Origin of the sequence: Inquilinus sp. (assembly GCF_039594555.1) — a bacterium.
Taxonomy (GTDB): Bacteria; Pseudomonadota; Alphaproteobacteria; order DSM-16000; family Inquilinaceae; genus Inquilinus.
Genome location: NZ_JBCNNF010000212.1, coordinates 1 through 11,780 on the forward strand (window position 1 = coordinate 1; position 11,780 = coordinate 11,780).

Below are 11,780 nucleotides of genomic sequence, written 5' to 3' on the forward strand. Positions count from 1 at the left end.
GAGATCGTGCAGGTACTTCTGGACGACGACATAGCTGCCGCCGGCGAAATCGGCGTCCTCGTCCCCGACCAGCGCCGAGGCGGGCAGGTCGAGGCCGGCCGGATTGGCCGTGCCGTCGACGAAGCCCAGCAGGTCGCGCGCGTCGAAATAGCGGAAGCCCGAGACCTCGTCGACGACGGTCGCGGCGGCGCCGAGGCTGTCGAGCAGGATGCGCTCGAACTCGAAGCAAAGGTCGGGGCGCTCGGACCGGATGTGGAACAGCAGATCGCCCGGCGTCGACGGCGCCGTGTGGACCGGCCCCTCGATCGGCGCGAAGGCCTTCAGCTCCCGTGGCCGCCGGTCGAGGGTGAGACGATCCCAGAAATCGCGGCCGAGGCCGACGACGCAGGAAAGCCGCCCGGACAGGTCGCGGAACCCGACGGTCTTGACCAGGTCGTCGAGCCCGTCGAGCACCGAGCAGGCCGTGGCGAGGGCCTCCGGTCTGTCCGCCACGGTGACCACAAGAAAGACGGCCGCGCGCGACAGCGGCGCGTCGATGCTCTGGGCGTCGATCGGCACCCGGTCCCAGTTCTTCCCCGACATCGCAGCTGCTCCACCCGGTTCCCCCGGATGGATTACAGCCGCCCCGCGGGGCTGCCGTCCAGAGCCGATGTCGCCGGCAGCACCCTATCCCTCGAACCGGCCACCGATCAGGAACTCGACATTGCCCTCCGGGCCGGTGATCGGGCTTTCGGTCACGCCCAGCACCTGCCAGCCGGGGCGGGCGGCCAGCCAGGCGGTGATGCGGTCGCAGACCTCGCGGTGCAGTTCCGGGTCGCGCACCACCCCGCCCTTGCCGACGCGGTCGGGCCCGACCTCGAATTGCGGCTTGATCAGCGCCACCAGCCAGGCGCCCGGGGCCGCTAGGGCCAGCGCCGCCGGCAGCACCGTCTCCAGCCCGATGAAGCTGGCGTCGCAGACGACGATGCCGACCGGGTCGGGGATGAGCGTCCGGTCGAGGTGCCGGGCATTGGTCCGCTCCAGCACCACCACGCGCGGATCCTGGCGCAGCGACCAGGCCAGCTGGCCGTGGCCGACATCGACGGCATAGACCTTCGCCGCCCCGCGGTTCAGCAGCACGTCGGTGAAGCCGCCGGTCGAGGCGCCGACGTCGAGGCCGGTCAGGCCGGTCGGGTCGATGCCGAAATGGTCGAGGCCCTTGACCAGCTTCAGCCCGCCGCGGCTGACCCAGGGATGGTCGCGGCCGCGCACCGTCAACGCCTCCGGCTGCGCCACGCCGTCGCCCGGCTTCTCCACCCGTTTCGTGCCCTCATAGACCAGACCGGCCAGGATCAGCGCCTGGGCCCGCGCCCGGCTTTCCGCCAGGCCGCGCTCGACCAGCACCAGATCCGCCCGCGGCCGCTTCGCCATCGATCCCTCCGACATCCCGTCGGATGCGGTTTACACCCTTTGCGGTTCCGGGGTGAGATTCCGATCCGGCTCCCGAGTCTCCCCGAGGGAAGGAATCCGCCCATGCCCGCCTGCAGCTTCGCCATCGTTGGCCCCGGCTGGCGCACCGAGTTCTTCCTGCGCGTCGCCCGCGCGCTGCCCGAGCGCTTCCGCGTCGAGGGCGTGGTGGTGCGCGACCCGGCCCGCGGCGCCGCCGTTGAGGCGGAATGGGGCGTGCCGACCTTCCGCACCGTCGAGGCGCTGCTGCGCCTGACCCGGCCGCGCTTCACCGTGGTGTCGGTGTCGCAGCCGGCCGCCCCCGGCGTGATCGCCGAGCTGGCCGCCGCCGGCCAGCCGGTGCTGACCGAGACGCCGCCGGCGCCCGATATGGAAGGCCTGCTGCGGTTGTGGGCGCTGGTGCAGGGCGGCGCCCGCATCCAGGTGGCCGAGCAGTATTTCCTGCAGCCGACTCATGCCGCCCGCTTGGCGCTGATCGCCGCCGGCCGCATCGGCACGCCGAGCCACGCCCATGTTGCCGTGGCGCACGGCTATCACGGCACCAGCCTGATCCGGACCTATCTGGGCCTCGGCTTCGAGAACGCGACCATCCGGGCCCAGGGCTTCACCGCCCCGATCATCGCCGGCCCGACCCGCGCCGGCCCGCCGGCGGAGGAGCGCATCGCCCAGTCGGAGCAGACCATTGCCACGCTGGATTTCGGCAGCCGGTCGGCGGTGTTCGACTTCACCGGCGACCAGTACCACCACTGGATCCGCAGCGCGCGCCTGCTGGTGCGCGGCGAACGCGGCGAGATCAAGGATGATGAGCTGCGATATCTGGCGGACCACCGCACGCCGGTGACCTTGCGCCTGCTGCGCCAGGATGCCGGGCAATACGCCAACATCCGAGGCCATCACCTGATCGGCATCCAGGCCGGGGCGGAATGGGTGTACCGCAACCCCTTCGCCGGGGCGCGGCTGAACGACGACGAGATCGCCGTCGGCGCCTGCCTGGCCGGCATGGCGCGCTATGTCGAGACCGGGGAGGAGATCTACGGCTTCGCCCGGGCGGCGCAGGACCAGTATCTGGCGCTGTCGATCGCGGCGGCGAAGGCGTCGGGAGAAGCAGTGCGGACCGAGACCCAGCCGTGGGCCAGGTGAATCAACCTCGACAGCGATACCCTGCCTGTCATCCCGGGCGCGGCGCAGCACGAAGTGGTGCGCTGCAGACCCGGGCTCTCTCTCCGGATTGCGCGAGATCCCGTGTCTGCGCAGCGGTACTCCGCACCGCAGCGCGCACGGGATGACGATCAGATCAATGATTGATCAAGCCGGCCGTCAGTGGATGCTGGCCTCGCCGGAGCGGGTGCTGAAGATCGACTGCACGAGGCCCGAGAAACGGCGCGGGTCGTAGGGCTTCGGCAGGATCGGCAGGTTGCGGTAGGCGGCCGGCAGGCTTTCCCGCGGATAGCTGGTGGCCAGGATCACCGGCACGCCACGTTGCAGCAGGATGTCGACCGCCGGGAAGGCGGCCGCGCCGGACAAATTGAGGTCGACCATGGCGCCGTCGATCGTCTGGCTGCGCGCCATCTCGACCGCGCGCGACACCGTCGTCGCCGGGCCGACCACCGTGCCGCCCCAGGTCCGGAGCGTCAGCTCTAGGTCGAGCGCCACGATCTGCTCGTCCTCGACGATGAGGATACGGCGGCCGTGCAGATCGACCGCGTCCTCCGCTTCGCTGTAGAGCAGTCCCATTCCACCCGTCCCGGGCCGGCCGTGCAGGAGCCGTTCTCCGGGTCCCTTCCAGGGCCGCTGTGTCGCAGCGGCTGAACTCGTCATATCATCGCCATAAACACTGGATTTCGTGGCCTGTTCCCTCGCGCAGGGCTGGTGCGACGGAATCTCCGGCCTGTGCCGTGAAGAACACAGCCCGGCATTCACAAACAAGAAACGGGCGATTGATAGTAGAATGCGCCCGTAAGGACGGGTGCGCGGACGGAAGGGGGCTTCGCGGACGCATGCGCGCGTGGAAACAATTGGTGGCGGTCGGCCTGCTCGCGGCAGCGGCGGCGGGCGTGTGGCGCTATGCGCCGTTCCAGGCCGACGGAGCCACCGGGCCGCATGGCGGGCCCGTGGCCGTGCCGGTGATCCTGGCCCCGGTGCGCACCGGCACGGTGACCGAGGCGATGGACGCCGTCGGCACAACCCGGGCGCGGGAGGCGGTGACCATCACCGCCAAGACCACCGGCATCGTCGACAGGATCGAGTTCGAGGACGGCCAGATCGTCGCCGCCGGCGCCCCGATCATCCGGCTGGACAGCGCCGAGCTGGAGGCGACCGTGGCCTCGGCCGAGGCCGAGCTGCGCAACGCCCGCCAGTCGCTCGACCGCGGCGAGGCCCTGTCGAAGTCGAGCAACATGGCCCAGGCCCAGCTCGACACGCTGCGCGCCGACCTCGCGGTCAAGACCGCGGCGCTGGCGGCGCAGAAGGCGCGGCTGGCCGAGCGGGTGATCGTCGCGCCCTTCGCCGGAACGCTGGGCATCCGCCAGGTTAGCCCGGGCGCCCTGGTGTCGCCCGGCACCGCAATCGTGACGCTGGACGATCTGAGCCGGGTAAAGATCGACTTCAACCTGCCCGAGGTGCTGCTGCCGCGCCTGGCTCCCGGCGTGGCGCTGGAGGTCCGCAGCGATGCCTATCCCGATCGCGCCTTCACCGCCACCGTCACCTCGGTCGATACCCGCATCGACCCGGCCACCCGGTCGGTCACCACGGTGGCGGAGGTCGACAACCGCGAGGGCCTGCTGCGCCCGGGCATGTTCATGACCGTGCGGGTGCAGCTGTCGACCGATCCGGCCGCGCTGCTGGTGGCCGAGCAGGCGCTGGTGCCGCAGGGCAGCCGGCAGTTCGTCTATCTGGTGGTCGACGGCAGGGCGGTGCGGCGCGAGGTGACGCTGGGCACGCGGCTGCGCGGCGAGGTGCAGATCCTGTCCGGCCTGGCCGCCGGCGACGCCGTGGTGGTCGAGGGCACGCAGCGCCTGCGCGACGGCCTGCCGGTCAAGGTGCAGGAGGCCGGCGCGGCGCCGGCCGCGTCCTGACATGGTCCTGTCGGATACCGCCATCAAGCGGCCGATCTTCGCCGTCGTCGTCAGCCTGCTGCTGGTGGTGCTGGGCGCCTTTGCCTTCCAGCGGCTGACGGTCCGCGAATACCCGAACATCGACCCGCCGATCGTCTCGATCACCACCACCTATGAGGGCGCGTCCGCCCAGGTGATCGAGAGCCAGATCACCCAGATCATCGAGGAGGGCGTATCCGGCGTCGCCGGCATCCGCACCCTGCGGTCGACCAGCCAGGAGGGGCGGTCCAGCGTCCGGCTGGAGTTCAATGTCGAGAGCGATGTCGAGAGCGCGACCAACGACGTCCGCGATTCCGTCAGCCGCGTCATCGGCCGGCTGCCGGACGACGCCGACGCGCCGATCATCCGCAAGGTCGACAGCGACGCCAGCCCGATCATCTATGCCACACTGACCAGCGACGGCCGCTCGGCGATCGAGCTGAGCGACATGGCCAAGCGCTATGTCGTCGACCCGCTGTCGGCCGTGACGGGCGTGGCCCAGGTGACGATCGGCGGCGAGCGCCAGCCGTCGATGCGCGTCTGGCTGGACCGCAACGCCATGGCGGCGCGGCGGGTCACGGCCCAGGATGTCAAGGACGCGCTGGAGGCCCAGAATGTCGAGCTGCCGTCGGGCCGGGTCGAATCGAACGACCGCGAGCTGACGGTACGCACCAACACCCGGCTGACGACGCCGGAGCAGTTCGCCCGTATCGTGCTGCGCCGCGAGGGCACCACCCTGGTGCGGCTGGGCGACGTGGCCCGGGTCGAGGTCGGCCCCCGCGACGACCGCAGCGGCTTCCGGGCCGACGGCAAGCCGGCCATCGGCCTCGGCATCGTCAAGCAGTCCACCGCCAACACCCTGGATGTGGCCGAGGCGGTGCGCCACGCGCTGGACACGCTGCGTCAGTCGCTGCCGCCGGATGTGCGGATCGAGGTCTCCTCCGACGACAGCGTGTTCATCGACAAGTCGATCGAGGAGGTGTTCCTGGCGCTGGGCATCGCCCTGGCGCTGGTGATCGGCATCGTCTTCCTGTTCCTGCGCAGCATCCGCGCCACGCTGATCCCGGCGGTCGCGGTGCCGGTGTCGATCATCGCCTCCTTCATGATCCTGGCGGCGCTGGGCTATTCGATCAACGTGCTGACCCTGCTGGCCATGGTGCTGGCGATCGGCCTGGTGGTCGACGACGCCATCATCGTGCTGGAGAACATCAGCCGCCGCATCGAGCATGGCGAGCCGCCGCTGGTCGCGGCCTATCTCGGCTCGCGCCAGATCGGCTTCGCCGTGGTCGCCACCACCGCTGTGCTGACCGCCGTGTTCGTGCCGATCTCGTTCCTGCAGGGCAATATCGGCCGGCTGTTCAGCGAGTTCGGCATCACCGTCGCCTCCTCCGTCCTGTTCTCGGCCCTGATCGCGCTGACCCTGACGCCGGCGATGTGCAGCCGGCTGCTGCGGCCGGCCAACGAGGAGACCTGGCTGCACAAGGTGACCGAGCACGGCTTCGAGCTGCTGAACCGCGGCTACAAGGCGGCGCTCGGCTTCGCGCTCGGCGCGCCGATCCTGGTCTGCGCCATCGCCGTCGCCCTCAGCCTCGGCGCCGTCGCCCTGCTGCAGGGCCTGCCGCAGGAATTCGTGCCGACCGAGGATCGCGGCCGGGTGGTGATCAGCGCCACCGGGCCGGAAGGCTCGAGCATGGAGTACACCACGGCGCAGCTCGAGCGGATCGAGGCGGCGCTGGCGCCCTATGTCGAGGCGGAGGACGTGACTCGCCTGCTGGCCATCCTGGCGCCTGCCTGGGGCCCGACCGGGGTGAACCGCGTCACCGTGGTCGGCCAGATGAAGCCGTGGGAGGAGCGCACCCGGTCGCAGCAGGACGTGGTGCGAGAGCTGGGGGCCAGGCTGGCCGGCATTCCCGGCATCCGCGCCGTCGCCATCAACCCCAGCGGCCTGGCCCGCGGCTCCGGCGCCCCGGTGCGCTTCGTCATCGGCGGCAACACCTATGAGCAGCTGGCGCAGTGGCGCGACCAGCTGGACGACCGGCTGCGCAACTCCCCGGTGCTGCGCAACCTGCAGGCCGATTACGACGAGACCAAGCCGGAGCTGCGCGTCACCATCGACCGCAACCGCGCCGCCGATCTCGGCATCTCGATCCGCGCCATCGGCGAGACGCTGGAGGCGATGTTCGGGTCGGTCGCCGTCACCCGCTACGAGGATGACGGCGAGGAATACGACGTGGTGCTGCAAGCCCGGCCGGAGGACCGGCAGACGCCGCGCGACCTGTCGAACATCTTCGTCCGCGCCTCCGGCGGCACGCTGGTGCCGCTGACCAGCCTGGTGAAGCTGCAGGACGTCGCCGGCCCGGCCAGCCTGGGCCGCTTCGACCGTGTTCGCGCCATCACCTTCACCGCCAGCCTGACCGACGACGCGACGCTGGGCGACGCGGTGACGGAGATCCGCGCCGCCGTCGCCGATGTGCTGCCGGTCGAGGCGCGCCTGTCCTGGGACGGCGACACCCGCGAGTTCCTGGAGAGCAGCGCCTCGCTCTACATCACCTTCGGCACCGCGCTGCTGATCGTGTTCCTGGTGCTGGCGGCACAGTTCGAGAGCTTCGTCCACCCGGTCACCATCCTGCTGACCGTGCCGCTGGCGATCTTCGGCGCGCTCGGCTCCGTCGCGCTGCTGGGCATGACCGTGAACATCTACACCCAGATCGGCATGGTCATGCTGATCGGGCTGACGGCGAAGAACGCGATCCTGATCGTGGAGTTCGCCAACCAGCTGCGCGACGAGGGGCTGGAGGTGCTGGAGGCGGTGCGCGAGGCCGCGGCGACCCGACTGCGGCCGATCCTGATGACCTCGATCGCCACCGCGCTGGGCGCCCTGCCGCTGGCGATCGCCACCGGGGCCGGCGCCGAATCGCGCCAGGCCATCGGCGTCGTCATCTTCGGCGGCGTCATGGTCTCGACCCTGCTGTCGCTGTTCCTGGTGCCTGTGATCTATCGCGGCCTGGCCCGCTACACCGCGCCCGCCAGCCGCACGGCGAAGGAGCTGGAGCGCCAGCTGCTGGTCCATCGCAGCGAGGGCTCGCCGGCGGAGTAGGAGAATCCGCCGAAGCACGGCGGATTTTTCGCCCCAGTTGCGTAGCTTGCGCTGCCAGAGTCACACATCATCCGACTGAATTTCTTAAGTCCCCCCTCCCCTTGCGGGGGGCAGGGGGAGGGGTCTGCGCGCGTCCGCGCGCGAATGCGCAGGGCCCGGAATCTGACGTGCGTGCCGGGTTTGCAGAGGTGGTCTGGGCCGGCCCGAGCCGAGAGAACCCCCTCCCCCTATCCCCCTCCCGCAAGGGGAGGGGGGACTTAAAAGGCGACATGCGAATGCTGTCGATAGCCGACGCAAAATCAGCCCTGCGGCCTCCTGGCACAGCGGTTGCAAAGCCTGCCCTGCCGGCCGGACCGGCCGGCGAAGCGGCGGGGAACAACCATGAGACGATGGGCGATCGCGGCCTGGATCGGGGCCGCGCTGATGGTGGCGGCCGGAACGGCGGCGGGGGCCGCCTACCTGGCCGTGATCCGGCCGAACTACCCGTCGCTGTCGCCGGCCGACGCGCCGGCGCCCGGCAGCCGCGCCAAGGCGCAGCGCCAGGACCTGGAGCGGCTGCGCCAGCTGCCCGAGATCGACCGCAGCTTCTCGCCGGAGGCTCTTTCGGCGTTCAACCAACAGATCGACGCGCTGGCGGCGCAGGCCTCGGCGGCCGCGCCCGGCGGGCTGGACGACGCCCGGTTCGAGCTGGGCGTCACCCGGGCCGTCGCCCTGGCCGGAAACGGCCACACCTATGTCCGCGGCGTCAGTATGGGCCGGTCGCTGAACACGCTGCCGCTGCGCCTGGTCTGGTTCGATGACGGCCTCTACGTCGTCTCGGCCCGGGAAGCGCTGGCCGAGCTGCTGGGCGCGCGTGTGCTGGCCCTGGGCGGCCACGCGCCGGAGGCGCTGGCCGGCACGCTGCGCCCCTATGTCGGCGGCCGGGACAGCCGGGCGCGGCTGCTGTCGGTGGACCTGATCTCGTCCCCGGCGGCGCTGCACGCGCTGGGCTTGCTGCCGTCGCCCGACGCGGCCACGCTGGAGCTGCAGCTGGCCGATGGCCGCCGGGTCACCCGCGACGTCGCCGCCGATCCGCGGCCGCCGATGCGCGGCGAGGGCGCGGTGCGCTGGCCGGCGCTGGACCTGCTGCCCGGTACGCTGCCGCAGGATGACGGCCCCTGGCGCCATGTCCTGTCCGGAGCCGACGTCCTGCCGCTGTACCTGCAGAACGGCGACCGGTCCTACTGGCAGGCCTATCCCGACCCCGCCACCCTGTTCGTCGAGCTGCGCAGCGTCAGCGACGATCCAGGCAGCAGCCTGGCCGAGTTCCTGACCGGGGTGATCGAGGAGGCCACACGGCGCCGGCCGCGGGCGGCGATCATCGACCTGCGCGCCAACCCCGGCGGCAATTACGAGCTGACGGCCGAGTTCACCCGGCGCCTGCCGGAGGCGCTGGGGCCGGACGGGCAGATCTATGTCCTGACCGGGCCCGACACCTTTTCCGCCGCCATCACCACCCTGGCCCGGCTGAAGCATTTCGCCCAGGGCGAGGTCGAGATCGTCGGCCGGCCGATGGGCGATGTCTCGGCCTTCTGGGCGGAAGGCGGACGGATGAGCCTGCCGAATTCCGGCCTCTCGATCCGCTACGCCAGCGCGTTCCACGACTGGGAGCATGGCTGCGGGCTGGCGCAGATCGGACGCTGCTTCTGGCTGAACTACGTCTACGGCGTCGCCGCGGGCGACCTGTCGCCGACCATGCCGACCGGCTTCACCTTCGTCGACTACCGGGCCGGGCGCGACCCCGCCTTCGACGCCATCGCCATCCGCCGCGGCACCGTGCGTCCGGCCGGCCGCTGAAGCCGCGCTGGCGGCGGGTTACGAAACTTTAACCTGCGCCGCGGGTTCAAGCCGGGTTCCCAAACCCGCCGGCTTCGTTCACAAGCGAGGCGGGCCCGTTTCACCCCGGAGCACTGACTTGGACTATCTGAGCGCGATCATCCTCGGGGTGATCGAGGGCATCACCGAGTTCCTGCCGATCTCGTCGACCGGCCACCTGATCATCGCCGAGCACTGGCTGGGCGAGCGCTCGGACACCTTCAACATCGTCATCCAGGCCGGCGCCATCCTGGCCGTGACCATCATCTACTGGCGCCGGATCTTCGACCTGATCCTCGGCTGGCGCCGGCCGGAAAACCGGCGCTACGGCATCCGGCTGCTGCTGGCCTTCGTCATCACCGGCGTGCTGGGCCTCGCCGCCAAGAAGGCGGGCTTCACCCTGCCGGAGAACATCCTGCCGATCGCCATCGCGCTGGTCGTCGGCGGCATCTGGATGATCTGGGCCGAGCAGCAGGCGGCGAAGCTGCCCGACAGCCACAAGATCACCTGGCTGGTGGCGATTGTGGTCGGCCTGGCCCAGTTCGTGGCCGGCATCTTCCCGGGGACCTCGCGCTCGGCGGCGACCATCTTCGCCGCCATGCTGGCCGGCGCCAGCAACCGCGCCGCGGCCACCGAATTCGCCTTCCTGGTCGGCATCCCGACCATGTACGCGGCCAGCGCCTATGAGCTGTATGGCCAGTTCAAGCAGGGCGGCGCGCATGAGGATTGGGGGGCACTGGGCGTGGCCTTCGTGGTCTCGACCATCACCGCCTTCGTCGCGGTGAAGTGGCTGCTGGGCTACATCCAGACGCACCGCTTCACCGCCTTCGCGATCTACCGGATCGTCTTCGGCGCGCTGCTGCTGGGCGCGGCGGCGCTGGGCTGGATCGCTTGACCGGAGCGCCGGTCAGCGGTCGTTCTCGTGCCCTGGCCGGTAGAAGTAGTAGGGATTTCGGGAAGCGCCCCGGGACGAACCGCGATCGTAGCCGCGGTTGTCACCATCGTAGCGGCGGACGTATCGGCGGTTGTCGTCATCATAGCGACGGGCGTAACGGCGATTGCCGTCGCTCCAACCGTCATCGCGGCCGCTGTAGTACGAGCGCCGGTACCGTCCCCGGTCGTCGTAGTAGTAGGAGCCGCGGCTGCCGTAGTACCGCGGGTAGCTGTAGCTCCGCGGAGAGGAATACCGGCTGTAATAGCTGTAGCTCGGCCGGGAATAGCCGTAGCCATAGTCGTTATAGGCGTAGCTGTCGCCATATCCGCCATATCCGTAGTCGTCCGGATAGGCGACGCAGGCGCCCAGGCCGGCCGCAGCCGCCAGGGCACCGATCAGAAGCAACCGACGCGGACCGGTCGGGGACATGAGCTGACACTCCATCGGGCCGCGGGCGGTCTTGCAACGTCCACCCGCGGCTGGGCACAAAGCAATTGGCGGCTCGCTGTTACCGCCGGCTGCCGCGATCGTAGGCGCCATAGCCGCCATAGCCGTAGCCATAGCCGCGATAGCCGTAGTGCGGGTATCCATAGCCGTAACGCGGATAGCCATAGTACCGGGACGGGCCGTAGTAGCGCGGCGGTCCATAGTACCGGGGATAGTTGTAGTAGGTGCGGTACGCATAGGGCCGCGCATAGACGTAAGAACTGCTCGGCGCGACATAGGCGTAGTCGTCATAGCCGTAGGTGTCGTAGCCGGCATAGCCGACCGGATAGGCGTAGCAACCGCCGAGGCCGACCGCGGCGGCAGCCAGGGCACCGGCCAGCACCAGCCGGCGCAGACGGGTCCGAGACATGACCTGACACTCCATCAGGCCGCGGCTGGCGCTGCGACGGCGTCGCGGCGTCCCCCCGCGGCGTGACGAATCAACGCAGCGCCGGCCATCAGGTTCCTCCCGCATCCGCTGTCACGGCGAATGGCGCATCCGCAGATGGGACTCGACAGACAGGCCGGCATCGGCCTCTCGGTCGATCCGCACCCGCTCCATCCGCGCCGCCGCGCGACGCGTCGCGGCCGCTCCGCCTTATCCGCGGATCCGGCGTTGCAGCCGGCACCAGCTGTCCTTCGGCAGCGGCGCGTCGGCCCGCCGGTCCCAGGCGACGAGGCCGGCCGGCGGCGCGGCGCCGTCATCCAGCACCGGGCCGAGGAACGCCGTCGCCAGCGGCACGCCGGCGGCAAAGGCGGCCTCTGCCGCCTCGAGATGCGCCTCCAGCCCGTCGATCCGGGCGCCGTCCTCGACCCGCCCCTCGCGCAGCGGCGGATCCTCGGCCGCGATCCGCAGGGTGAGATGGAGCGG

General features: G+C 70.6%; 11 protein-coding genes. 5 read left to right on the forward strand and 6 right to left on the reverse strand.

Annotated features, from left to right (window positions below):
* Both ABDW35_RS21415 and ABDW35_RS21420 read right to left on the reverse strand, forming a co-directional pair.
* On the reverse strand, nucleotides 1-582 hold a 582-nt coding region (locus ABDW35_RS21415), incomplete at its 3' end, for a Dyp-type peroxidase (protein ID WP_343715905.1).
* An 84-nt stretch (nucleotides 583-666) separates the two neighbouring features.
* Nucleotides 667-1,410 carry a TlyA family RNA methyltransferase gene (locus ABDW35_RS21420; protein WP_343715906.1) on the reverse strand — a complete coding sequence of 248 codons (744 nt, stop codon included), beginning with the start codon at nucleotides 1,408-1,410 and terminating at the stop codon, nucleotides 667-669.
* A gap of 102 nt (nucleotides 1,411-1,512) precedes the next feature.
* Between ABDW35_RS21420 and ABDW35_RS21425 the strand changes: the two genes are divergently transcribed.
* Entirely contained in the window at nucleotides 1,513-2,586 is a 1,074-nt protein-coding gene (locus tag ABDW35_RS21425; protein ID WP_343715907.1) for a Gfo/Idh/MocA family oxidoreductase, read from the forward strand.
* 177 nt (nucleotides 2,587-2,763) lie between these two features.
* Here ABDW35_RS21425 and ABDW35_RS21430 read toward each other — a convergent pair whose 3' ends face one another.
* The gene (locus ABDW35_RS21430; RefSeq protein WP_343715908.1) at nucleotides 2,764-3,180 is read right to left on the reverse strand and encodes a response regulator; all 417 of its coding nucleotides are present in this window, start codon (nucleotides 3,178-3,180) and stop codon (nucleotides 2,764-2,766) included.
* A gap of 284 nt (nucleotides 3,181-3,464) precedes the next feature.
* On the opposite strand from ABDW35_RS21430, the gene ABDW35_RS21435 reads away from it, so the two are divergent.
* The 4 genes from ABDW35_RS21435 to ABDW35_RS21450 all read left to right on the forward strand — a co-directional run bounded on the left by ABDW35_RS21435 (nucleotide 3,465) and on the right by ABDW35_RS21450 (nucleotide 10,384).
* Complete coding sequence (locus ABDW35_RS21435) at nucleotides 3,465-4,520, forward strand: efflux RND transporter periplasmic adaptor subunit (protein WP_343715909.1); 1,056 nt, start codon at nucleotides 3,465-3,467, stop codon at nucleotides 4,518-4,520.
* Nucleotide 4,521: 1 nt separating this feature from the next.
* Entirely contained in the window at nucleotides 4,522-7,635 is a 3,114-nt protein-coding gene (locus ABDW35_RS21440) for an efflux RND transporter permease subunit (RefSeq protein ID WP_343715910.1), read from the forward strand.
* A 381-nt stretch (nucleotides 7,636-8,016) separates the two neighbouring features.
* Nucleotides 8,017-9,471 (forward strand): hypothetical protein, encoded by a 1,455-nt coding sequence (locus ABDW35_RS21445; RefSeq protein ID WP_343715911.1) that lies wholly within the window; start codon nucleotides 8,017-8,019, stop codon nucleotides 9,469-9,471.
* Nucleotides 9,472-9,589: 118 nt separating this feature from the next.
* Nucleotides 9,590-10,384 carry an undecaprenyl-diphosphate phosphatase gene (locus ABDW35_RS21450; RefSeq protein ID WP_343715912.1) on the forward strand — a complete coding sequence of 265 codons (795 nt, stop codon included), beginning with the start codon at nucleotides 9,590-9,592 and terminating at the stop codon, nucleotides 10,382-10,384.
* A 12-nt stretch (nucleotides 10,385-10,396) separates the two neighbouring features.
* Here the strand turns inward: ABDW35_RS21450 and ABDW35_RS21455 are convergent, their stop codons facing one another.
* The 3 genes from ABDW35_RS21455 to ABDW35_RS21465 all read right to left on the reverse strand — a co-directional run.
* The gene (locus ABDW35_RS21455) at nucleotides 10,397-10,852 is read right to left on the reverse strand and encodes a hypothetical protein (RefSeq protein ID WP_343715913.1); all 456 of its coding nucleotides are present in this window, start codon (nucleotides 10,850-10,852) and stop codon (nucleotides 10,397-10,399) included.
* A 79-nt stretch (nucleotides 10,853-10,931) separates the two neighbouring features.
* Nucleotides 10,932-11,279, reverse strand: a complete 348-nt coding sequence (locus ABDW35_RS21460) for a hypothetical protein (RefSeq protein ID WP_343715914.1) — start codon at nucleotides 11,277-11,279, stop codon at nucleotides 10,932-10,934.
* 228 nt (nucleotides 11,280-11,507) lie between these two features.
* Nucleotides 11,508-11,780: hypothetical protein (locus tag ABDW35_RS21465; protein ID WP_343715915.1), on the reverse strand; the 273-nt coding region annotated here is incomplete at its 5' end.

Excerpts from the sequence above, each read along its gene's own strand:
- ABDW35_RS21440 (WP_343715910.1), top strand. The coding sequence starts at position 4,522 with ATGGTCCTGTCGGATACCGCCATCAAGCGGCCGATCTTCGCCGTCGTC.
- ABDW35_RS21430 (WP_343715908.1), bottom strand. The coding sequence starts at position 3,180 with ATGGGACTGCTCTACAGCGAAGCGGAGGACGCGGTCGATCTGCACGGC.
- ABDW35_RS21445 (WP_343715911.1), top strand. The coding sequence starts at position 8,017 with ATGAGACGATGGGCGATCGCGGCCTGGATCGGGGCCGCGCTGATGGTG.
- ABDW35_RS21425 (WP_343715907.1), top strand. The coding sequence starts at position 1,513 with ATGCCCGCCTGCAGCTTCGCCATCGTTGGCCCCGGCTGGCGCACCGAG.
- ABDW35_RS21455 (WP_343715913.1), bottom strand. The coding sequence starts at position 10,852 with ATGTCCCCGACCGGTCCGCGTCGGTTGCTTCTGATCGGTGCCCTGGCG.
- ABDW35_RS21460 (WP_343715914.1), bottom strand. The coding sequence starts at position 11,279 with ATGTCTCGGACCCGTCTGCGCCGGCTGGTGCTGGCCGGTGCCCTGGCT.
- ABDW35_RS21420 (WP_343715906.1), bottom strand. The coding sequence starts at position 1,410 with ATGGCGAAGCGGCCGCGGGCGGATCTGGTGCTGGTCGAGCGCGGCCTG.